The organism is Halobellus sp. LT62 (assembly GCF_037031285.1).
GTDB classification, from domain to species: domain Archaea; phylum Halobacteriota; class Halobacteria; order Halobacteriales; family Haloferacaceae; genus Haloquadratum; species Haloquadratum salinisoli.
This window is the reverse complement of sequence record NZ_JAYEZO010000002.1, coordinates 599,581-621,173: the sequence shown is the minus strand read 5'-3', so window position 1 is coordinate 621,173 and position 21,593 is coordinate 599,581. Positions and strand designations below refer to the sequence as shown.

Genomic DNA, 21,593 nt, shown 5'->3' with positions numbered 1-21,593 from the left:
TCGATGCGCGTCCTCGTTCCGTACGCGACTCTCGATCCGAAGAGCCGCCTCTCCTCGGCACTCACCGCGGGCGAGCGGCGGGAGTTCGCGCTGGCGATGCTCTGTGACGTCGTCGAGGCCCTTCGAACCCTCGGCCACGACCCTGAACCGCTCGTCACGGAGCCGTTAGACGTCGGTCGCGACGTCGACAGCGGCCAGTCACTACCTGCGGCCGTCGAAGACGCTGAAGACGTACTCGGTCCCCTGACACAAGTGGTCGACGAGCGGCCGTTGAGTGCCGCGGTGAACGCCGCTCTCGACGACACCGACGCCGCGGAACAGGCGGTCGTAATGGCGGACCTCGCGCTCGCGACGCCGACGGCGCTTCGACGGCTGTTCGGCGTCGGCGGCGACGTCGTAATCGCGCCCGGTCGCGGCGGCGGGACCAACGCGGTCGTCGTCCGCGACCCCGACTTCTCGGTCGACTACCACGGCGCGTCCTACCGCGACCACCGGCGGATCGCGGAACAGCGAGGCCTCTCTGTGGGCGTCCTCGACTCGATGCGGTTGGCGACGGACGTCGACGAACCGTCCGATCTCGCGGAAGTGTTGCTGCACGGCGACGGGCGGGCCCGAGCGTGGCTCGTCGATGCCGGCTTCGAGATAGCGGACGCTGGCGACGGACGCATCGGTGTCGAGCGGGCCTGATTGTTCGGACATCGGGAGATTTGGACAGCAGGCTAGCCGATATTCGGTAGGGGCGAACAGCTGGCACCCGCTCGCGACTCGCGGCGGCCACTCCAACGCCGTCGCTGTCGTCACCCCATCCCGCGTCGACGTGCCAGGCAACCGCAGCCCGACGCGGGGTCGTTGCTATGTCACAGCGCGAGTGGCCGCGCGTTCGGATATAAACTCTCGGCGGAGTTACCCGAAGCACGACGGTTTTTGTGCGTCGGTTTCGAAGTCAACTCACGATGGTCCCCGCGGGCGACACTGATGGCGTCGACGTCGAGATCGACGAAGCCGACGTCGAGCAACTGCTGTCCGTGACACCTGACGACGTCTCGGCCGCAGGGGAACTCACCTTCTCGCGGAACGCGTTCGTCCCGCTGACGACCGCCTGTCGGTACACCTGCACGTACTGCACCTACTACGACGTGCCCGGCGAGGCGACGCTCCTCTCCCCCGACGAGGTCCGCGAACAGCTTCGCGTGGGTGCCGACGCCGGCTGCACTGAAGCGCTCTTCACGTTCGGCGACAAGCCCGACGAGCGCTACGCGGAGATCCACGAGCGGTTGGCCGAGTGGGGGTACGACGACGTCCTCGCGTATCTCCGCGAGTGCTGTGAGATCGCGTTGGCGGAGGGCCTGCTCCCGCACTCGAACCCCGGAGACCTGACCGAAGCCGACTTCGAGCGGCTCGCGCCGGTCAACGCGAGTATGGGCGTGATGCTGGAGACGACCGCGGACGTGCGAGCGCACTCGGGGAAGAGACAGAAGACTCCCGGCCAGCGGCTCAACACGATCCGCGCGGCCGGACGGGTCGGCGTGCCGTTCACCACCGGCATCCTCGTCGGCATCGGCGAGACGTGGCGCGACCGCGCCGAGAGCCTGCTCGCGATCGGCGCACTCCACGACCGCTATGATCATATCCAAGAGGTGATCGTCCAGAACGTCGTCCCCAACGAGCGCTCGGACTTCGATCGGCCGTCCGTCGAGACGATGCGGCGGGTCGTCGCGATGGCGCGCGCCGCGCTCCCCGATGAGGTGTCCGTGCAGGTGCCGCCGAACCTCTCGCCGACGCGGGAGTTGCTCGACTGCGGCGTCGACGACCTCGGCGGCGTCTCGCCGGTCACGGACGATTACATCAACCCCGAGTACGCGTGGCCGGCGCTCAGAGGGTTGACAGCGCTGGCCGACGACGCCGGCGTGCCGCTGTACGAGCGCCTGCCGGTGTACGACCGATACCTTCCGGAATCCCTTCGACGCGACGATTTCGACGGGCGACCGGCCGACGGAACGTGGCTCGGGTCGCCGATCGAGCGGGCGCTCAACGCCGCCGACGTCCACGGACGGCGGTACCGCGGCGTCGCGCAGCGAGACGGTCCGATCGACGTCGACGCGTCGCAAGCGGTCGATGCCGACGACTGAGTCCGTCGCGAAGGAGTGGAGACGGCGCTCAGATTCCGAGCAAGTCTGGCACGCGTTTCCTGAGTAGCGTGTAGGCCGCTGCGAGGACGACGCCGGCGACGACGAGCGCTCGCAGCCAGCCTTCGAAGGTCGCAGCCGCGGGTACCGCGAGAGCGACCGTGAGAAGGAGGTCCTCGGGCGCGCCGTCGTAGCGAACGACGTACCGCGGGCGCAACCAGCGTCGCCGCGGGTGCAGGTAGACCGCCCGGTCGGACGTCCGCTCCCACGGCCTGAGCTCTTCGCCCGCGCCGAACCAATCGGAGATCGAGTGAACTCCCGCCGCGAGCAAGGCGAGCGCGACGGCGACAGTCGCGGGACCGGGGGCGACGAGTGCGACACCCCCGGCGAGGAGCCCGAGGAGGGAGTAGTACACCGGAAAGTGCAGCGTCTTGCGGTGGACGCCGACGAAGAGATCGATATCTGGGAGAATACCGCCGACGACAGCACCGACCGCGGCGGGGAGGGCCAACGTCGGGGCGGCCATCGCCACCGGAACCGCGAGCAAGAGTCCCGAGGCGACGTGCGTGGTGACCATCATCGATAGCAGGGAGGAACGCGGCGGACTTGAGACTGCGGGCTCCGGCCGTCGGAACCGAGCCTGTGAGAGACGAGAACGATCAGTCGTCCGCGTGCGCCGCATCGGTCCCCTCGTCGGTCGCCTCGCCGAACATCGGCGTGCCGTCCGCTCGCGGCCCGAGCCGCGGGCCGTGGACCGGCGCGTCGACGTCGACCGGGCGGCGCGTCCGGTAGTCCGTCGAGCGCTCGACCGGCCGTCGACCGATCGCCGAGATCATCTCGACGTAGTCGGCGACGGAGCGGAACTCCCCGTGGGAGCCGCCCGCGCGGGTCGTGATCTCTTCGGAGAGGATGGTCCCCATAAAGTCGTTCGCGCCGCAGTTGAGCAGTTTCAGTCCCTTCGCGTTGCCGTACTTCACCCACGAGGACTGGACGTTTTCGACGTTGTCAAGGAAGAGCCGCGCGACGGCGACGAGCAGTTCGTCCTCGGCGTCGGTCGCGCCGCCGTCGACGACGCCCCGTTCGTACAGCGGCGTGTGCTCGTGGACGAACGACAGCGGGACGAACTCGGTGATGCCCCCGGTTCGATCCTGCAGGTCACGAATGACTTTCAAGTGCTCCACGCGGTGGGCCTCGTTCTCGACGTGACCGTACATCATCGTCGACGTGACGTCGAGTCCGGCGGCGACTGCGCCCTCCAGCGCCGCGACCCACTCGTCGGTCGAGATCTTCCCGGGGCAGATGACCTCTCGGACCTCCTCGATGAGGATCTCTGCGGCGGTGCCCGGCGCGGAGTCGAGCCCCGCCGAACGGAGTTCTCGGTATACGTCCTCGTAGGACCACTCCGTCCCGCGGCGGGCGTGCTGGGCCTCCTCGGGAGTCATCGAGTGGAGGTGGACGCCGCCGACGGACATCGCGCGCATCTGGTCGACGTAGGTTCCGGGGTCGGTCTCGTAGACCGCCGGCGGCTTGTAATCGACCGCGCTGGCCGGGTCGTCGAACGACGCGAGAATCTCGTGGTGCTCGTCGTCCAGCGCGAACGCCGGGTGCAGTCCGGACACCGACGTCACCTCGTAGATGCCCATTTCGAGGGCTTCCTCGACGATCGCTCGCGACTCCGCGGGCGTCTTCGTGAAGCCAGCGTGTTCGCCCTCGGAGTCGGCCTCGAACTGGTGGGCAGTGTCCTTGAAGTTGCAGAACAGACAGCCCGTGTTGCACGCGGTCGTGACGTTGTTGTTCAGGTTCGCGACGAACGTCACGTCGTCGCCGACGATCTCCGCGCGCCGCCTGTCGGCGGCTTCGAGAACCCGTTCCTTTCGGACGGGATCGATGCCGTCCCGCTCCGTGCCGGTGGTGATCAGTTCGATTCCGTCGTCGACCGTGAGACGGTCGCCCGCGCGTGCATTCGCCAACGCGTTCTCGAACGACTGGTCCGTTTCGGGGACGACATCGAACTCGAAGTCGGAGTGGCCGTCCGTCGGTCCCGCTGGCTCGCGCATACCGAGTACCGGGGACCGGAAACCAAAAAGCTGGGCTTGCCGGAGGCGTTCGTCGACCGCGCGGGGGAACCGCCGAGATGGCACACAAAGTGTGCGCAAACGTGGATAGGTTCTGTCGATATAGAAGTCAGGTACGCATAAGAGTGGAAGGGTTCTTGTGCGCTCCCGAGTCAGTTCGGCGTATGACGAGCGTCAAGGAGTTCCGCGTCGAATCGGAGCCGACCGCGACCGAGCTCGGACGCGGCCGGTTCGTCTTCACCGACCAGTACTCCGTCTTCGACTGGGGGGAGATGCCCGACCACGTCCCGAAGAAGGGGGCCTCACTGTGCACGATGGGCGCGTACAACTTCGAGTTGCTGGCCGAGCGCGACGTCCCGACGCACTACGCGGGCGTGTATCGGACCGCCGAAGGCGAGTCGGATTCCGACGACATCCCCGTCGCGCTCGAGGAGTGCGACGAGCCGCCGACGGAGATGGCCATCGAGCTCACGCAGGTCCCCGACCTCCCCTATCTCGGCGACGGCGAGTACGACTACGACGCCTACCACGACGCCGCGGGCGAGAACTACCTGATTCCCCTCGAAATCGTGTTTCGGAACACGGTCCCGATCGGATCGAGCCTCCGCTCGCGGGGGTCGCCCGCGGAGTACGGCGTCGAACTTGACGCCGACGATGCCGACCTCGACGGTGACGGGTGGCCCGACGAGGTCGTCGACCTGCCCGAGCCGGTCGTCGAGTTCTCCACGAAGTACGAGGAGCAGGACCGCTACCTCATTCGGGAGGAGGCCGAGCGGATGGCGGGCGTCGCCGACCTCGACGCGCTCGAATCGGTCGCGCTCGCGGTGAACGACGTCCTCAACGAACGCGCCGAGGAGCGGGGATTCGTCCACGAGGACGGCAAGATCGAGTGTCTCTACCACGACGGCGAGATCGAGGTCGCCGACGTCGCCGGCACGTTCGACGAGAACCGGTTTTCATACGAGGGCCAAGAGCTCTCGAAGGAGGTCGTCCGCCAGTACTACAAGCGAACCGACCCCGAGTGGGTCGCGGCAGTCTCGGAGGCGAAATCCCGCGCCCGCGAAGCGGGCGTCGCCGACTGGCGAACGCTCTGTGAACGCGAACCGTCGTCGCTTCCGGCCGAGGTGCTCGACGCCGTCTCGGACCTCTACGCCGCGGGGACGAACGCCTACACGGGACGGGAGTGGTTCGACGCGCCGGACGTCGCCGACGCGGTCGACGCCGTTCGGGACCTGTAACGGCTTAGGGGCACCCAACTACCACGTTCTTGTATATCCGGCTTCACTCCAAAACGTCTTTTACACACGACCGCGCACTACGACTCGATGACGACGTACACCGCGACAGTGACGGTTCGCCTCAAGCGGGGCGTGTTGGACCCCGAAGCCGAGACGACAAAGCGCGCGCTCGAACGCCTCGGCTTCGAGCTCTCGGCCCTCCGCTCGACCGACCAGTTCGAGATCGACCTCGACGCCGCTTCGGCCGATGCGGCCGAAGCGCGCGTCGACGAGATGGCCGAACGCCTGCTCGCGAACCCGACGATCCACGACTACGACGTCGAGGTGGACGAAGCCTGATGACGGTCGCATCACCGACAGCGACCGTCCTCGCCCGACACGGAGGTCGATGCCTGTGACGGTCGCTGTCATTACCTTCGGCGGCTCGAACTGCGACCGCGACGCGGTCCGCGCGCTGGCGCACATCGGCGTCGACGCCGAGCGCGTCTGGCACGAGGACGGCCTGCCCGCCGACGTCGACGGCATCGTTCTCCCCGGCGGCTTCTCCTACGGCGACTATCTCCGGGCGGGCGCGATGGCCGCGCACTCGCCGATTATGAACGAGGTCCGCGACGCGGCCGAGGATGGGATTCCGGTACTCGGCGTCTGCAACGGCGCGCAGGTCGGCTGCGAGTCGAAACTGACGCCCGGCGCGTTCACGACGAACGCCAGCGCGCGCTTCCAGTGCGAATCCGTCCACCTCCGCGTCGAGAATAGCGACACGCCGTGGACCGCCGCCTACGAGGTCGGAGACGTGATCGAGATCCCGATCGCCCACGGCGAGGGCCGCTTCGAGATCGCAGCGGAGCGCTACGAGGAGTTGGTGGCCGACGATCGGATCGTCTTCCGCTACTGCGACGCGGCGGGCAACGTCACCGACGAGGCGAACCCCAACGGCTCCCGCGGCAACGTCGCGGGCATCCTCGGCGAGCGCGAGAACGTCGCCGTGATGATGCCGCACCCCGAGCGCGCGACGCTTCCGGATCTCGGCCGGAGCGTCGACGGTCAAGGCGTTCTTTCGGCGTTCGTCTGAACGTTCGACGTTGTTGTCGGGCGCGCGAGAACCGACCTGTCGCCGCACCCATTATGTCGCCTGCGGCGGAAGTACGTCTATGGTGTCCCTCCGGACCAGACTCGATCGGTTACCCGATGAACGACCGCTCCTCGCGCTCGTCCTCTCGATCGTAGTCGTCGAACTCGTGGGCGCGTCGGGCTCGGTTTTCACCGTCCAAGGGCTCGGCACGTGGTACGGCTCGCTCGTCCGGCCCGCGCTCGCGCCCCCGAACTGGGTCTTCGGCCCGGTGTGGACCGCGCTGTTCGCGCTGATGGGAACGGGGCTGTGGCTCGTCTGGAAGCGGGCGACAGATGTACCCGAAGCAGTCCGCCTCGCCGCCGTCGTCTTCGCCGTCCACTTCGCGTTCAATCTGGGCTGGTCGGCCGCGTTCTTCGGGATGCGGGAGATCGGCCTCGGTCTCGCGGTCATCGCCGTCCTCTGGGCGCTCATCGTGGCCACGATGTGGGCGTTCGCCCGCGTGGACCGGCGCGCGGCGCTGTTGCTCGTGCCCTATCTCCTTTGGGTTACCTTTGCGGCTTACCTCAACTACCAGTTCTGGGTGCTGAACTGACTGGTTCCGACCGAAGATATGAAGCGTTACCGCGTAAGCGGCATCCCGTAACTCGTCTCGGCCTCGACGACGTACTCCCACGTGTCCTCGCAGTCGCAGGAGACCTGCGAGAACACCGAGGGGTCCTGTCGCAGATCGAAGTCCTTGATCGCCTTTTGCACCCGCTCGTCGCACTCGCCGCAGTTGTGCGGGCCGCGGTCGGAGCCGTGTCCGACGGGGTCGGATACGACGATGGCGTCGACGTCGGCCGTTTCTTCGAGCACTGCGGCGACCGACCAGAGCCACGGCGGGCGGTAGCCGCCGCGGAAGAACAGTTCGTCGACCATCGTGTACCGCTGGACGTTCGTCGGGTTCATCGAGACGGTGTGACAGCCGTCGACGGCAGCGCATTTCCGAACTGAGGAGATCATATCCTCGATCGCCTCCGATTCCGAGAGGAACGGCGGCTTCATCAGGAGGTACGCCTTCACGCCCGCGGAGACGCCGTCGGCGTCGATGTCGGCGTCGCGGGCCTCCGCGCAGGCGGCCTCGAAGTCCGAGAAGTCGAAGTACTTGTTCACGCAGTCGTGACGGACGCGGTCGGTCGCGGTTTCGAGGCCGATCGCGACATCGGTGGAAAGGCCGACGTCGGTGAACTCCGCGATCTTCTCGCGGTCGACGAAGTCCGGCAGCGACTCGACGACGATGCGCTCGCGGTCGGCGAACGTCTCGGCGATGGCGCGGCGAGTCTCCGCACCGACCTCGCGCTCGTCGAGGAACGACCCCGACGTGTAGATTTTGATGAGGTCTGCGGGCTCGTCGGCGTTCGCTTCTTCGTGCTCCAGACAGACGTCGATCTGGTCCATCAGCGCGTCGTGGGCGACGCTACCGCCCTCGACGCTCTCGGCGACGTAGCCGCACATCGTGCAGCCGCCGGCGCGGGCCCACCGGCAGCCGCCGGTGTTGAGGATGATCGTCAGCGACTGGACGACGCCGTCGGGCGTGTTGTCCTCGTCGAGCCAGACCCGCGTCGGCTCGTGCGGATCGTAGTGTTTCTCTTTCTCCCCTCTGATCTCCCGCATCACCTGATTGTGGGCGTCCATCCCCTTCCCCCGCTCGTAGACCTCCGGACTCGACTGACTCATTGGGTACCGCTACTCGACGGGTCGGTAAATCTCCGTCGTCTGTGCGCGCCCTCGAGAGCCGTCGGGGCGACCGGCAGTGAGGGGCCGATACCGGCCGAGAAGGGTAACTGGTTCCAGTTACCCGGGAGCGATAACGACTAACAGATTTCGGGCCGTACTAATTGATGGACATTAACTATGAGCAATTTGGGAGGGTTCAACGACCGCGTCGCCCGCATCGACCTCACGAGCGGGGACGTCGGCTACGAGGGAATCGACGAGGAGGACGCGCGAAAGTACATCGGCGGGCGCGGCCTCGGCGTGAAATACGTGTTCGATCAGGGGCCCGACGTCGATCCGGAGGGGCCGGAGAACCTGCTCGCGTTTATGAACGGACCGCTCACGGGCACGCAAGCGCCGATGAGCGGGCGGATCGCCGTCTGTACGAAATCGCCGCTGACCGGCACCGTGACCGACTCCCACCAAGGCGGGTGGTCCGGAGCGCGGCTCAAGTGGTCGGGCTTCGACGGCCTGCTGTTCGAGGGACAGGCCGACGAGCCGGTCTACGCCTTCGTCGAAGACGGTGAGGTCGAGATCCGCGACGCTTCCGAGCTGTGGGGCCTCGGCGTTCACGACGCGATGGACGCCATCGAGGAGAGTCACGGCGGTCAGTTCGGAAAGAACCTCTCGGCGATGGCCATCGGCCCGGGCGGCGAGAACGGCACGAAGTACGCGTGTATTATGAACGAGGACGACCGCGCCTCGGGCCGCGGCGGAACCGGCTGCGTGATGGGCTCGAAGAACCTGAAAGCCGTCGTCATCAAGTCCGGCACGAAGATGCCGAAGCCCGAGAAACCGGAGACGTTTACCGAGGGCTACCAGCAGGCGATGCAGCTCATCCGCGAATCCGACGTCACCGGACCCAACGAGGGCGGGCTGTCGCTGTACGGCACGAACGTCCTAATGAACCTGACCGAGGAGATGGACGGGCTACCGACCCGAAACGGGAAATACACTTCGGCGCACTCTGAGGCGGAGGATGATCCGAGCGATCCAAACATCGACGCGGAGAAGGTCTCCGGCGAGAACGTCCGCGAGAACATCCTCGTCGACGAGCCGACGTGTCACTCCTGCCCGGTCGCCTGCAAGAAGGAAGTCGAAGTCACCTACGAGCGGAAGGGCGAGGAGCTGAACGTCCGTGGCGAGTCTTACGAGTACGAGTCCGCGTACGCGCTCGGCCCGAACTCGATGAACGACGACCGCGACAGTATCGCCGTGATGATCAATATGTGCAACGACCTCGGAATCGACACCATCGAGGCCGGGAACATGATCGCGATGGCGATGGAGATGACCGAGCAGGGCAAGCTCGACGACCTCGGCGACGGCGTCGAGTGGGGCGACACAGAGCACATGCTCGACCTGCTCGAGGAGATCGCACACCACGACTCCGACCTCGGCGAGCTCCTCGCGAAGGGTGCCCGCCGCGTCGCAGAGGAGCGCGACGCCCACGACAACTCGCTGGCGGTCAAGGGGCAGACGATCGCCGCCTACGACCCCCGTGCGATGAAGGGGATGGGCATCGGGTACGCGACCTCGAACCGCGGCGCGTGTCACCTCCGCGGGTACACGCCGTCGGCGGAGATCCTCGGCATTCCGGAGAAGGTCGATCCAAGCGAGTGGGAGGGCAAAGGCGAGCTGTGCGCGCTCTTTCAGGACCTTCACGCCATCTCTGATTCCTTCGACATCTGCAAGTTCAACGCCTTCGCGGAGGGAATCGACGAGTACGTCGCCCAGTACAACGGGATGACCGGCCGCGACGTCACCGAGGACGAGCTGATGGCGGCGGGCGACCGCATCTACACGCTCGAACGCTACTACAACAACCTCGTCGGCTTCGACGGCGACGACGACTCGCTGCCGGGGCGGTTCGTCGAGGGCGAGGAAGCCATCCCCGGACAGGGTGCCGCCGACGGGGAGCTCTGCGAACTCGAAGAGATGAAAGCCGAGTACTACGAGCGGCGGGGATGGGTCGACGGAGTCGTCCCCGACGAGCGCCTCGAAGAGCTCGAAATCGACATCGGCCCCGGAACGGGCGTCTCCCGCGGCGACAGCCCGGCACCGGCCGACGACTGAGCGCGGTCGCGACAGCGTCGAACCACGCGAACCCGTTTTTTTGGCGGCTACTCGGACTGCCTGTCGAGCGACGTGAGCACGCCCCGCGTGTTCAGGCTCGCCTCGGCGCGCGCCTTCCGCTCGCCCCACACCTCGACCAGTTCGGAGTGGTTCTCGAAGTGCTCGACGACGGCCTCGTCGTCGCCGAGCTCCGCGCACTTCCGGCGGACGGCCTCGACCCACTCGACCAGCGTCCGCTTGTACGCCTCCAACAGGTCGGGATCGTACGGAACGTCGCCGAAGTGCGTGAAGCAGAGCGTCTCGGGCGCGATCTCCTCGACCGTTCGGATGTCGTCGAGACAGCCTTCGAGATCGAACTGCGGCGGCGGCGACGTCTCGTTGATCACGCCGCGCTCGGGGACGTAGACGCCGGCGGCGTCGCCGGGGAACAGCAGGCTGTCGTCGGGGTCGAAGAACATCGCTTGGTGCGGGGCGTGTCCGGGCGCGTGGATCACCGAGAGCGTCCGATCGCCGAGATCGACCTTGTCGCCGTCGACGAGCGACTCGACGCGTTCGGCGGGGATCGGCTTCGGATCGGCGTAAAAGTCCCACTGATCGCCGACGGCGTCTTTCGTCCCCGCGATAAGGCGTTCGGGGTCGACGAGGTGCGGCGCGCCGATCTCGTGGGTGTACACCGTCGCGTTCGGACACTCGGCTGCGAAGTATCCCGCGCCCCCGGCGTGATCGAGGTGGACGTGCGTGATGAGGATGTGCTCGATGGTCTCCCGATCGATGTCGAGTTCGTTGAGCGCGTCGAAGACGTATTCGCGGTTCTGTCCGGTCCCCGTCTCGACGATCGCCGGTTCGTCGCCGTCGGCGACGTACACCGCGCCGTGCCGCGGGACCCCGTGAAGCCCGACGTCGACGTAGTGGACGTCGTCCGTTCCGTCAACCCGAAAGCGGTCGCCGATAGCCATACTCGATGGCCGGGGTGCGACGGAAAAAGCGTTCCGTCGGAATCGCCACCCGTATATTCCGCGCCGCCGACGATCGGGTATGAGCGAGACGATCGACGACGACCTCTATCAGCGCACCCTCGCGCTCTTGGAACCCGGCGAGATCGAACTCGTCGGGGCGATCGTGCACACCGATCTGGGCAGCGACGAGGACTTGGAAATGCAGGAACTCACTGTCGAAATCAACGACCTCCTCGCCGAGCACGCCGAGAAGGGCGAGACGTACATCTACGCCGGCAACGACACCGACGAGTTCGCCTCGAACCAGTTTCAGGGGCTCACGCTGGACGACGAGTCGTTCGTCTGGGAGTGCCAGCAACTGCTTCGGGAGGGGACCTTCGATCTCGTGTTCTACTACGAGGCCGGCCCCGAGCAGGCGGCGCTCGCCGACGATCTCGAATCGCTCGATCACGTCGATCGCGTGACGCCCGTCCCGTGACGCTGAGTATCGAACGCGAGTTTCGAACCGCCTATCGGTAGAAAACACCGGCTTGGCAATATCAGCCCTAATACTTTCGGGCCGAGCTTTAAGCGACGTACGACCGACTGTGCGTGTGAATGTCAACAGAGAAACCACAAGAGACGGTCAGGGATACGCAGGACGTCAGAGACACGCAGGACACGGTCGACGTCGCGCAGTCGCAGGGTGACGACGACATCGAGGAGGCGGCGCACGCCCTCGTCGAACTCCACAGCGCCGCGGACGACATCGCCACGCGAACCGAGGGTATCGCGACGCTCTCCCAGGAACAGGCCGAGGGGATGGACGAGGTACAGAGCGAGGTGGCGGACATGAGCGCCGCGGTCGAGGAGATCGCCTCCTCCGCCGAGGAGGTCGCGAGCGAGAGCGAGCAGGTGAACCGACTCGCCTCCGAGGGCCGGTCGTCCGCCCGCGACACCCGCGATGCGATGCAGCGCATCGACGCCGCCTCCGACGAGGTCGACGGCCGCGTCCGCCGCATCGACGACAGCGTCGAGGAGATCGACGAGATGGTCGCGGTGATCAACAACATCGCCGATCAGACCAACCTGCTCGCGCTGAACGCCTCCATCGAGGCCGCGCGAGCGGGTGAAGCGGGAGCGGGGTTCGCCGTCGTCGCCGAGGAGATCAAAGCGCTGGCGGAGAAGTCCCAGCGGCACGCCAACGAAATCGAGGAACTGGTCGATCGCGTACAGGCCAACACCGAGCAAGCGGTCGACGGACTGGCGGACAACGAGGTCGCCGTCGAAGACGGTATCGAGGAGGTCGAATCGACACTATCGCGGCTCGAAGACATCGACGACTCCATCGAGGAACTGAACGCCGGCGTCGAGGAGGTCGCCTACGCCACCGACGAGCAGGCCGCGAGCACCGAGGAGATCGCCTCGATGATCGATCAGACCGCCGCGAACGCCGAGAGTATCAGCGACGACACCGACGCGATCAGCGCCGCCGTCGAGGAGCAGGCCGCGATGGTCTCGGAGGTTAACGACGGCTTTCAGGCGTTCCTCAGCGAGTAAGCGCCTCGTTCGAGACGCTTATCCTTCCGGCGGCCCCAGCGTGGGTATGAGTGAGGCAGACGCGGCGGGGCCGGAGCTGTCGGCCCTCGATCGCGCCGTCATCAACGCCTTTCAGGGGGGATTCCCCGTCGTCGAGCGACCGTTCGAGCCGGCCGCGGCCGCCCTGCGCGAGCGCGGCGTCGACGTGAGCGCCGCGGAACTCCTCGAGCGGGTCCGCGAACTCGACGAGGCGGGCACGCTGAGTCGGTTCGGAGCCTTGGTGAACGCCGAGGAGATCGGTGGCACGGCCACGCTGGTCGCGATCCACGCCCCAGAAGACCGATTCGAGGAAGTCGCCGAGGCGGTCAACGCCCACCGGGAGGTCGCGCACAACTACGAGCGCGAGCACCCGTATCTCAATATGTGGTTCGTCGTCAGCGTCGCCGACGAGGACCGCGTCGAAGAGGTGCTCGCCGAAATCGAGGAAGAGACCGGCGAGAAGACGTACAATATGCCCAAACGGCGGGAGTTTCGCGTCGAGGCGAAGTTCCTCGTCGACGGCCCCGTCTCCGAGGGCGATGTCGACCTCTCGTACCTCGGCCCGGACGTCAGCCCCACAGACCGACGGACGCTGACGCCCGACGAACGCGACCTCGTCGTCGAGATTCAGGGCGGACTGCCGATCACCGAGACGCCGTACGCGGACGTCGCCGCCGCGACCGACGCCGACACCGCGTGGGTCGTCGAGACGATCAAGCGCTTCGAGCGCGAGGGGAAGGTCCGTCGCGTCGGCGTCGTCCCGAACCACTACGCGCTCGGGTACACGGAGAACGGGATGACCGTCTGGAACGTCCCCGACGAGCTCGTCGGGGCGGTCGGCCCCGCGGTGGCGTCGCTGCCGTTCGTCACGCACTGCTACCAGCGGCCGCGACACGGGGACGTCTGGCCGTACAACTTCTTCGCGATGACGCACGGCCGATCGGTCGAAGAGAGCGATCGGCGGATCGAGCAGGTGCGCGAGACGATGGCCGAGTACTGGGACGTCGACGAGGGCGACTGGGACTCGCTGTTCTCGACGCGGATTCTGAAGAAGACCGGAATCAGACTGGACGAACGCGCCACGGCGAACACCGAGTGACTCGAATCGATCGCGCAGAGAGAGGACGATGATTCCGTTATACCACGATTTCACCGACGAAACGGTACTGGTCTTCGGCGGCGGGGCCGTCGGCGCGCGGAAGGCCCGGCGGTTCGCCGCGGAGGCCCGCGTCGTCGTGATCAGCCCCGACTTCGGCGATCATGATTTCGGCAACGGCGAGAATAACTTCGGTAACGGCGAAAGCGACGCCCGCGAGCGCGGCCTCGGTGACGAGCGCGGTGGCGCGCCGAACGCCGAGATCGAACTGGTACGAGCGTGCCCGGACGCGGACAGCGTCGACGAATGGATCGAACGGGTCGAACCGGCGCTCGTCGTGGCCGCGACCGACGACGAGGCGGTGAACGAGGCGGTCGCGGCGGCGGGTCGCGAACGCGGCCTGCTCGTCAACCGCGCCGACAGCAGTGCGGTTCAGACGGCCGATGAGACGACAGCGCGCGAGTCGGACACGGAAGCGGAGGCGAAGGCGAGAGACGTGGTCGTCCCGGCGACCGTCGCCGACGGCGACGTGCGGGTCGCCGTCTCGACGGGCGGGCGGAGTCCGGCACTGGCGAAGTACCTGCGCGAGCGGATCGAAGCCGAGATCGAGGGCGCAGAGGAGATGGCGGCGTTGACGGCCGAACTCCGCGCCGAGCTCCGAGAGTCCGAACTCGATCCGTCGGCGCGTCGTGATGCGATCCGAGCGGTGGTTCGAGACCCGCTGGTTTGGAAGACTTTACGTACGGGGGCGTCCAATCCCCGTCGAGAGGCGACACGCGTGATACGGAACACGATTGGGGGTGACCGATGGACGCGGGAGTGATCTGTGGGTCCCGTGTGTCGCACGAGCGAGCGGGCGTCGAGGACATCGAGGACGCAGCAGGTGAGGACGTGCGCGCGGTCATCGAGACGCTGCTCGACGGCGACGGCGTCAGCGAGGCGTTCGCCATCCAGACGTGTAACCGCGCGGAGGCGTACGTCGTCGCCGACAGCGCCGACGTCGGACGGCGGGCGCTCGAACGCGTTCACGGGGACGCACGCGAGGACGTCCGCGTCGAGATGGGACACGAGGAGAGCCTCCGGCATCTGATTCGGGTCGCCGCGGGGCTCGAATCGCTCGTCCTCGGCGAGGATCAGATCCTCGGACAGTTCAAGCGCGCGATCGACATCGCGCGGAACGCCGGCGCGCTCGGCCCGACGCTTGAGACCGGACTCACGAAGGCGGTCCACGTCGGCGAGCGCGCGCGGACTGAGACGGAAATCAACGAGGGCGCGATGTCGATCGGCTCGGCCGCCGCACGGCTCGCCGAGACGGAACTGGATCTCGACGGGGAGACGGCGCTGGTCGTCGGTGCCGGCGAGATGGGGAAACTTGCCGCCGAGGCGCTGACGGACGCCGGTATCACCGAACTCGTCGTCGCGAACCGGACGGTCCCCCACGCCGAGCACATCGCAGACAGCGTGGAGATCCCCGCGCAGGCGATCGCGCTCGAGTCGGTGTCCGAGGCGATTTCGGAGGCTGCCATCGTCGTCACCGCGACGAGCACGTCGGAGTACCTACTGGGAACGAGCGACGTCGACGACGCGGGCGAGACGCTCGTGATCGACCTCGCACAACCGCGGGACGTCCATCCCGAGGCCGCGAGCGTCGATCAGGTCGTTGTCCACGACATCGACGCCTTGGAGTCCGTCACCGAGGAAACGAGAGCCGCCCGAAAGACCGCGGCCGAGGAGGTAGAAGCGATGATCGACGAGGAGTTCGATCGGTTGCTCGACGCCTACAAGCGGCGGCAGGCTGACGAGGCGATCAGCACGATGTACGAGGCCGCCGAGCGGGTGAAGGCCCGCGAGGTCGACACCGCTATCTCGCGGTTGGAGTCTCAGGGCGAGTTGACCGACGAGCAGCGCGAGACCGTCGAAGCGATGGCCGACGCGCTCGTCGGCCAGTTGCTCTCCCCGCCGACGAAGAGCCTCCGGGAGGCCGCGATCGAAGACGACTGGTCGACGATTCAGACGGCGATGGCGCTTTTCGATCCCGATTTCGGCACGAACCGGGCGGGAATCTCCCGGCGGGACGGACGCGAGACGACGAACCCCGAGGCCGACGACAGCGTGACAGAGCGCTCCGAGAAGGAAGTCCCGCAGTACGTTCTCGAAAGCGTCTCCGACGACTGATCGGCCGCGTGTGTGGTGACGGGCGACGGGAGTTCTACCGGGAGAAACGTTATGCAGACGGCGAGAGACATACGGCGTATGGCCCAATTACTCGACGACGACGATATTCAGACGCGGCTACCGGACGGCTGGGAGCGTGACGGCGACGAGATCGCGCGGATGTACGCGTTCGACGACTACCTCGCGGGAATCGCCTTCGTGACGCAGGTCGGCGAAGTCGCCGAAGAGGAGTTTCATCACCCGGAGATCCGCGTCGGCTACGAGGAGGTGGAGGTCCGGCTCACGAGCCACGAGGAGGGCGGGATCACCGAGAAGGACATCCGCCTCGCGAACCTCTTCAACGCCGAATACTGAGCGGGCCGACGATGGATGCCGTCTACGTCTTCCGCGTGACCGTCCGGTTCGATCCCGCTCCCGGCGTCGCTGTTTCTCCGAAGACGGTCGAGACGGTCGTCGAAGTCGACGCCGACCCGCCCGGCGAGGGCGAGTGGCTGTTCTTCCGGGACGTCCTCTGGCGCGGGAACGTCGGCGACGAACGCCACGCTCGCGAGCTCGCGGCGTCGTGGCTGTCGATCCCCGTCGACGACGTGCAGTTCGCCGAACTGCGGCTCGATGCGGCCTACCGCGAAGCGCTGGAGGAGGCGATCGAATCGACGCCCGAAGCGTTCGACGGCGGCGACCCGCGCGACGTGCTTCACAGGCATCTCGGCTCGAGTATTCGGGTCGTCGACGACGGGTCGTGAACGTGCGGTCCGGCGACCGATGACCGGGTCGAAGACTACAGACCGACGAAATGCACTTACGGCGCTGCGCCGTAGACTCTCTCGATGCCCGGCGACGCCGACACACTCGAATACGACTTCTGGCTGTTCGATCTCGACGGGACGCTCGTCGACGCCGAGTGGTCCTACACTCGCGAGGTGTTCGATCGCGTCGGCCGCAGGCTGGGTCGGGAGTTCAGCGATCGGGAGGCCGAAGTCATCTGGCACGGCCTCGGCGGCGCGCGGGACCCCCAACTCCGTGCGTGGGGGATCGACCCCGAGACGTTCTGGCCGGCCTTTCACGACGTCGAGGACCCGACCGCACGCGCGGAGGCGACGTACCTCCACGACGACGCCGCGGCGCTCGTGGGCGATCTCCTCGCCGCGGACGTGCCGATCGGCGTCGTGACGCACTGTCAGGAGTTCCTCGCCGAGCCGGTCGTCGAGCGCCTCGACGTCGGCGACTGGTTCGATACGTTCGTCTCCTGTACCGCGGACGTCGGCTGGAAACCCGACCCCGCGCCGGTCTATCACGCGATCGAAGGGCTCGGTGTGGACTCGGCGCGACCCGGTCGGGGCGTCCTCGCCGGTGACGGCGCGAGCGACATCGGGGCGGCGTGGAACGCCGGACTGGACGGAATCCACGTCGAGCGCCACCCGCCGGAGCGCCGCGGGCGGTGCGTCCTCGCGGACTACCGGATCGGCTCGTTCGACGAACTACCGATGACCGACGGTTGCGGCGTCGCAACCGACGGCGGGCGCGAATCCTCGCCCGCCGAGTGATCTACGAGCGATCTGATTCGACGGCGGCTAGTCGGTCTCGTAGCCGTCGAGCGATGCGAAAATGTCGGCAGCCGCCGCCAATCGCGTCCGCAACTCTTTGACGCCGGGTTTCTCGATTCGCTCCGGGTTCGCGCGGACCCGAACCGACTCGGTTCCGAGCGAAACGAAGCCGAGGCCGAGCCGTTCGGCCGTCGCGCGGAGGCCCAGTCCCGCGTCTGCGTCGCCTCGCGCGACCGCTCGGGCGGGGCTCTCGACGCCTTTCGTGCCGACCTCGTAGCCGCGGATCGACTCGGTGACGTCCCGTCGGGCAGCGTCGTCTCCGCGCGCGTCGACGACCTCGTCGAGGCTCGCGCGGAGCCCGGCGTCGCGGTTGCGGTTGACGAACGCGAGGTCGCGTTCGACGAGGTCGTCGAGCCCCTCGATTTCTTCGGGGTTACCCGCCGGCACGACCAGCCCCCACTCGCGCGTCCAGCCGCCGAGATCGACGCTCTCGACGTCGCGGTCGACCGGGCCGGCGACGACGGCGACGTCGGGGACACCACCGCCGAGGCGTCGGAGGCCCTCGCGGCTGCCGACCGGGAGGAACCGCGGTCGTTCGAGTCGGTCGAGGAGCCGAGAGAGCGCCGGATCCGCCTCACCGACGGCGAACAGCGTGGGCGCGCGGACGTCCGGCGAGAACAGTTGGACCTCGACCTCTTCGCCCTCGCCGAGGTACTCCGTGTCGGGATCGACCGCGACGACCCCGTCGGCCTCGACGAGCGACGTGGTCGCGCCCGAGCCCTTGTCGACGGGATAGACGAGCGTCTCGCCCCGCTCGTCGGTCACGAGACCGACGGGCATCAGGCGGAGCCGCCCCTCGGCATACCGTTCACGGAGGGCCATCTTCCCGCGGATCGTGGCGGTCTGCGGCTCTGGTAGTCCGGCGGCGTCGCGGATCGCGGGCGCGACGAACGTCTGGAAGATCGTCAGCGCCGAGACCGGGTAGCCGGGGAGGCCGACGTACGCGCTGTTTCCGACCTCGCCGACGAGCATCGGCTTGCCGGGCTTGACCGCGACGCCGTGTAAGCGGAGGTCGCCGCGCTCTTCGATCACCTTGTAGATGACGTCGACCGCGGAGGCCGAGGTCGACCCCGAGGAGAGGACGAGGTCGCACTCGTCGGCGGCCTCGACGAGCAGCCGTTCCATCTCGTCGTAGTCGTCGCCCGCGTGGGGGTACAGTTTCGCCTCGCCACCCGCCTCCTCGACGCCCGCGGCGATGGTGTAGCTGTTGACGTCGTAGATCTGGCCGCGCTCGCTGTGGACTTCCTCGCCCGGACGGACGAGCTCGTCACCGGTCGAGACGATGCCGACCGTGGGCTTGCCGCGGACGGGCACGTCGTCGATTCCGAGCGCCGACAGGAGGCCGATATCGCGCGCCGTCAGTCGCGTTCCGGGGCCGAGCGCGCGGGCACCGGCGGCGATGTCGGACCCCGCCAGCATCACGTTGTCTCCGGGGGCGACGGCTTTGCGAACGGCGACGGCCGACGGGGGGCCGTCGGGGTCGTCGCCCTGACGCCCGGGATCGTCCTGACTCTCGGCGTCGTCGCCCAAGCGGACTTCTTCGGTCCGTTCGACCATCACCACGGCGTCCGCGCCATCGGGCATCACCGCGCCGGTCGAGATCTCCGCGGCCTCGCCCTCGCCGACGACGACGTCGGGTTCGACGCCCGCGTGAACGGTCCCGACGAGGTCGAGTTCGACCGGGTCGACCTCGTCCGCGCCGAAGGTGTCGCGGCCGCGGACGGCGTACCCGTCCATCGTCGCGCGGTCGAATCCCGGGACGTCGAGGTCGGCGTCGACGCGCTCGACGAGGACGCGGCCGCGGGCGTCGGCGAGTGGGACGGATTCGGGCTCGGGGTCGAGGTCCAGCGATTCGATCGTCTCGTGGGCGACCGTGGGATCGACGAGGTCGTGGAACTCCCGACGGTCGCTCACGGCGACCACTCCCAGTGTTCGACAGTCACGGTCTCGCCCTCGTCGTAGCCCTCTCTACCTTCGGGCACGGCGACCCAACCGTCCGCCAGCGCGACCGAAGAGAGGACGCCGGAGCCCGACGCACGCGTCGGCGTCGCGATGGCCGCGCCGTCGGTGTCGGTCTCGGTGTCGGTCGTGTCGTCAGCGTCGGCGTCAGCACTGTCGTCACCGTCGTCATCGGCATCGACTCCCGCTTCGCCCTCGTCCGAGAGCCGAACCCGCGCGAACGTTCGCACGCCGGGCTCGCTCGGGATCTTGCGCGCGAGCTTCGCTCGCGTGGTCGGCGACTTGGCCTCCGGAAAGTGGCCGACGTGCTTGAGAAGGGGGCGCAGGAACTGCACGGCGTTGATGATTGCGGCGACCGGGTAGCCCGGCAGCATAATCACGGGCGTCTCCTCGACGATTCCGAGCGCGACCGGGTGGCCCGGCTTGAGCGCGACGCCGTGGACGAGCACCTCGCCCAACTCGTCGACGACCTCCGGGATGAGGTCGCGCTCGCCGACGGAGGAGCCGCCGGTCGTCACGACGATATCCTTCGTCAGGTCGCGCTGGATCGCCGCCCGCAGCGCGGCCTCGTCGTCGGTGACGACGTTCCGGTACGTGGGTTCGCCGCCCCAGCGATCGACCAACCGCGAGACCGTGAGCCCGTTCGTCTCGATGACTTGGCCGGGGCCGGGATTCTCCTGTACCAACTCCTCACCGGTCGGGATCACGCCGACGGTCGGCCGCTCGTAGACGCTCACGCGGTCGATGCCGACGGATTTCAGCAGGCCCAAATCGGAGGGCCGGAGGCGGTGTCCCGGCTCGAACAGCTGCTGCCCCTCGGCGACGTCCTCGCCGGCGGGCGCGACGTTCTCACCCTCCGTGACGGCGTCGAACACTTCGAGGTCGTCGCCGACGTGGTCAGCGTGCTCGATCATCACCACGGCGTCCGCGCCCGCCGGGAGTTCGCTGCCGGTGTGGACGCGAACGGCCGAGTCGGGGGCGACGTCGGTCTCCGGGACCGACCGGGGTTCCTCGTCGGCCACGCGGAGAATTCCCGGCGAGCGGTCCGAGGCCCCGAAGGTATCGCGGGCCCGGACTGCCCAGCCGTCCATCGCCGAGCGCTCGTAGTCGGGGACCGCCCGCGGCGAGGAGACGGACTCGGCGAGCGCTCTGCCGTCGGCGGGGACGAGCGCGAGCCGTTCGGTTCTCTCGTGTGGCGTCGTTGCGTCGAGCAGCGTGCGGCGGGCCTCGTCGATCCGGGTGCGGTGTTTGAACCCGGCCGAGTGCCGCTCGGGCGGCGTGTCGTCGCCGTCCGACGTCTCGTCGGTGTCCGCAGAATCCATACCCGACGTATGGCCGGAAGTACAAAAAGAGCCGCGGCACGCGACCGGGTACTGTTCGGACGGGGGAGACTGCTCCGATGAGTCGAGAGTACCGGGGGGCGGGCGGCGCTGACGAACAGAAGCCGCGCTGGCAGTCGATCATAGCTCTTGTGGCCGAATTCGTGAAAATCAACCGCGGCCTTTTTCGATCCGCTATCCTTAGGGAAAGGTATGACAGCACTGCGGGACGCGCTCCGAGAACTGCCGGAGTCGGTGTTCGCCGATCTGTTGGAGTCCGACGACGCCTACCGGATCGTCCTCGATCTCCCCGGAGTGACGGCCGAGACCGCCGAGTTGCGCGTCGAACGCGGCCGACTCGTCGTTGAGGCGAGACGCGAGAAGTCGGTTCCCCCCGAATTCACCTACCTCGAAGAGGAGCGGTCGCTGTTCGTCGACGCCGAACTGCCGCTGCCGCCGGACGCGACCGGAGCGGGAGCGTCCGCGGAAGTCGACCGCGGCGTCTTCACGGTCACCCTTCCGAAACGCGAGTCTGCCCCGGAGCGAACGATTCCGATCACGACCGCCGGAGACGACGCGTAATCG

The 21,593-nt window shown here is 67.5% G+C and carries 22 protein-coding genes; 16 read left to right on the top strand and 6 right to left on the bottom strand.

What is annotated here, in order from left to right; all coding sequences use genetic code 11:
• Positions 1 to 3 precede the first annotated feature (3 nt).
• Both cofC and cofG read left to right on the top strand, forming a co-directional pair.
• Positions 4 to 687 carry a 2-phospho-L-lactate guanylyltransferase gene (gene cofC, locus U5919_RS12465; protein WP_336024732.1) on the top strand — a complete coding sequence of 228 codons (684 nt, stop codon included), beginning with the start codon at positions 4 to 6 and terminating at the stop codon, positions 685 to 687.
• 266 nt (positions 688 to 953) lie between these two features.
• Positions 954 to 2,129 (top strand): 7,8-didemethyl-8-hydroxy-5-deazariboflavin synthase subunit CofG, encoded by a 1,176-nt coding sequence (cofG, locus tag U5919_RS12460; protein ID WP_336024731.1) that lies wholly within the window; start codon positions 954 to 956, stop codon positions 2,127 to 2,129.
• A 28-nt stretch (positions 2,130 to 2,157) separates the two neighbouring features.
• Here the strand turns inward: cofG and U5919_RS12455 are convergent, their stop codons facing one another.
• A complete protein-coding gene (locus U5919_RS12455; protein ID WP_336024730.1) occupies positions 2,158 to 2,706 on the bottom strand; it encodes a metal-dependent hydrolase in 549 nt (182 codons plus the stop codon).
• A 79-nt stretch (positions 2,707 to 2,785) separates the two neighbouring features.
• A complete protein-coding gene (gene cofH / locus U5919_RS12450) occupies positions 2,786 to 4,183 on the bottom strand; it encodes a 7,8-didemethyl-8-hydroxy-5-deazariboflavin synthase subunit CofH (protein WP_336024729.1) in 1,398 nt (465 codons plus the stop codon).
• A 182-nt stretch (positions 4,184 to 4,365) separates the two neighbouring features.
• Here cofH and U5919_RS12445 point away from each other — a divergent pair, with 182 nt between their 5' ends.
• The 4 genes from U5919_RS12445 to U5919_RS12430 all read left to right on the top strand — a co-directional run bounded on the left by U5919_RS12445 (position 4,366) and on the right by U5919_RS12430 (position 7,103).
• Positions 4,366 to 5,439: a phosphoribosylaminoimidazolesuccinocarboxamide synthase gene (locus tag U5919_RS12445; protein ID WP_336024728.1), complete on the top strand. Its 1,074-nt coding sequence runs from the start codon at positions 4,366 to 4,368 to the stop codon at positions 5,437 to 5,439.
• An 87-nt stretch (positions 5,440 to 5,526) separates the two neighbouring features.
• Positions 5,527 to 5,778, top strand: coding sequence for a phosphoribosylformylglycinamidine synthase subunit PurS (purS, locus tag U5919_RS12440; RefSeq protein ID WP_336024726.1), 252 nt, complete (start codon positions 5,527 to 5,529; stop codon positions 5,776 to 5,778).
• A gap of 55 nt (positions 5,779 to 5,833) precedes the next feature.
• Positions 5,834 to 6,511 (top strand): phosphoribosylformylglycinamidine synthase I, encoded by a 678-nt coding sequence (gene purQ / locus U5919_RS12435; RefSeq protein WP_336024725.1) that lies wholly within the window; start codon positions 5,834 to 5,836, stop codon positions 6,509 to 6,511.
• A 79-nt stretch (positions 6,512 to 6,590) separates the two neighbouring features.
• A complete protein-coding gene (locus U5919_RS12430) occupies positions 6,591 to 7,103 on the top strand; it encodes a TspO/MBR family protein (RefSeq protein ID WP_336024724.1) in 513 nt (170 codons plus the stop codon).
• Positions 7,104 to 7,129: 26 nt separating this feature from the next.
• On the opposite strand, the gene U5919_RS12425 is transcribed toward U5919_RS12430, so the two are convergent.
• Positions 7,130 to 8,227, bottom strand: a complete 1,098-nt coding sequence (locus U5919_RS12425; RefSeq protein ID WP_336024722.1) for an archaeosine biosynthesis radical SAM protein RaSEA — start codon at positions 8,225 to 8,227, stop codon at positions 7,130 to 7,132.
• A gap of 177 nt (positions 8,228 to 8,404) precedes the next feature.
• On the opposite strand from U5919_RS12425, the gene U5919_RS12420 reads away from it, so the two are divergent.
• Positions 8,405 to 10,342, top strand: coding sequence for an aldehyde ferredoxin oxidoreductase family protein (locus U5919_RS12420; RefSeq protein WP_336024721.1), 1,938 nt, complete (start codon positions 8,405 to 8,407; stop codon positions 10,340 to 10,342).
• Between the two features lie 47 nt (positions 10,343 to 10,389).
• Here the strand turns inward: U5919_RS12420 and U5919_RS12415 are convergent, their stop codons facing one another.
• Entirely contained in the window at positions 10,390 to 11,298 is a 909-nt protein-coding gene (locus U5919_RS12415; RefSeq protein WP_336024720.1) for an MBL fold metallo-hydrolase, read from the bottom strand.
• A 79-nt stretch (positions 11,299 to 11,377) separates the two neighbouring features.
• Between U5919_RS12415 and U5919_RS12410 the strand changes: the two genes are divergently transcribed.
• The 8 genes from U5919_RS12410 to U5919_RS12375 all read left to right on the top strand — a co-directional run bounded on the left by U5919_RS12410 (position 11,378) and on the right by U5919_RS12375 (position 17,670).
• Positions 11,378 to 11,776: a DUF5778 family protein gene (locus U5919_RS12410; protein ID WP_336024719.1), complete on the top strand. Its 399-nt coding sequence runs from the start codon at positions 11,378 to 11,380 to the stop codon at positions 11,774 to 11,776.
• 119 nt (positions 11,777 to 11,895) lie between these two features.
• Positions 11,896 to 12,837 carry a methyl-accepting chemotaxis protein gene (locus U5919_RS12405; protein WP_336024718.1) on the top strand — a complete coding sequence of 314 codons (942 nt, stop codon included), beginning with the start codon at positions 11,896 to 11,898 and terminating at the stop codon, positions 12,835 to 12,837.
• Positions 12,838 to 12,883: 46 nt separating this feature from the next.
• Positions 12,884 to 13,954, top strand: a complete 1,071-nt coding sequence (ahbB, locus tag U5919_RS12400; protein WP_336024717.1) for a siroheme decarboxylase subunit beta — start codon at positions 12,884 to 12,886, stop codon at positions 13,952 to 13,954.
• A gap of 28 nt (positions 13,955 to 13,982) precedes the next feature.
• Positions 13,983 to 14,774, top strand: coding sequence for a precorrin-2 dehydrogenase/sirohydrochlorin ferrochelatase family protein (locus tag U5919_RS12395; protein WP_336024716.1), 792 nt, complete (start codon positions 13,983 to 13,985; stop codon positions 14,772 to 14,774).
• On the top strand, positions 14,759 to 16,126 hold the full coding sequence (hemA, locus tag U5919_RS12390; RefSeq protein ID WP_336024714.1) for a glutamyl-tRNA reductase: 1,368 nt from the start codon (positions 14,759 to 14,761) through the stop codon (positions 16,124 to 16,126). The genes U5919_RS12395 and hemA overlap by 16 nt, the downstream gene beginning before the upstream one ends.
• A 78-nt stretch (positions 16,127 to 16,204) precedes the next feature.
• Entirely contained in the window at positions 16,205 to 16,480 is a 276-nt protein-coding gene (locus tag U5919_RS12385) for a 4a-hydroxytetrahydrobiopterin dehydratase (protein WP_336024712.1), read from the top strand.
• Between the two features lie 11 nt (positions 16,481 to 16,491).
• The gene (lwrS, locus tag U5919_RS12380) at positions 16,492 to 16,869 is read left to right on the top strand and encodes an LWR-salt protein (protein WP_336024710.1); all 378 of its coding nucleotides are present in this window, start codon (positions 16,492 to 16,494) and stop codon (positions 16,867 to 16,869) included.
• Between the two features lie 84 nt (positions 16,870 to 16,953).
• A complete protein-coding gene (locus U5919_RS12375) occupies positions 16,954 to 17,670 on the top strand; it encodes an HAD family hydrolase (RefSeq protein ID WP_336024709.1) in 717 nt (238 codons plus the stop codon).
• 27 nt (positions 17,671 to 17,697) lie between these two features.
• Here U5919_RS12375 and U5919_RS12370 read toward each other — a convergent pair whose 3' ends face one another.
• Together U5919_RS12370 and U5919_RS12365 are read right to left on the bottom strand one after the other, a co-directional pair.
• On the bottom strand, positions 17,698 to 19,644 hold the full coding sequence (locus tag U5919_RS12370; RefSeq protein WP_336024707.1) for a molybdopterin biosynthesis protein: 1,947 nt from the start codon (positions 19,642 to 19,644) through the stop codon (positions 17,698 to 17,700).
• On the bottom strand, positions 19,641 to 21,011 hold the full coding sequence (locus U5919_RS12365; protein WP_336024705.1) for a molybdopterin molybdotransferase MoeA: 1,371 nt from the start codon (positions 21,009 to 21,011) through the stop codon (positions 19,641 to 19,643). Before U5919_RS12365 ends, U5919_RS12370 begins: the two co-directional genes overlap by 4 nt.
• A gap of 210 nt (positions 21,012 to 21,221) precedes the next feature.
• On the opposite strand from U5919_RS12365, the gene U5919_RS12360 reads away from it, so the two are divergent.
• Positions 21,222 to 21,590, top strand: coding sequence for an Hsp20/alpha crystallin family protein (locus U5919_RS12360; protein ID WP_336024703.1), 369 nt, complete (start codon positions 21,222 to 21,224; stop codon positions 21,588 to 21,590).
• Positions 21,591 to 21,593 lie beyond the last annotated feature (3 nt).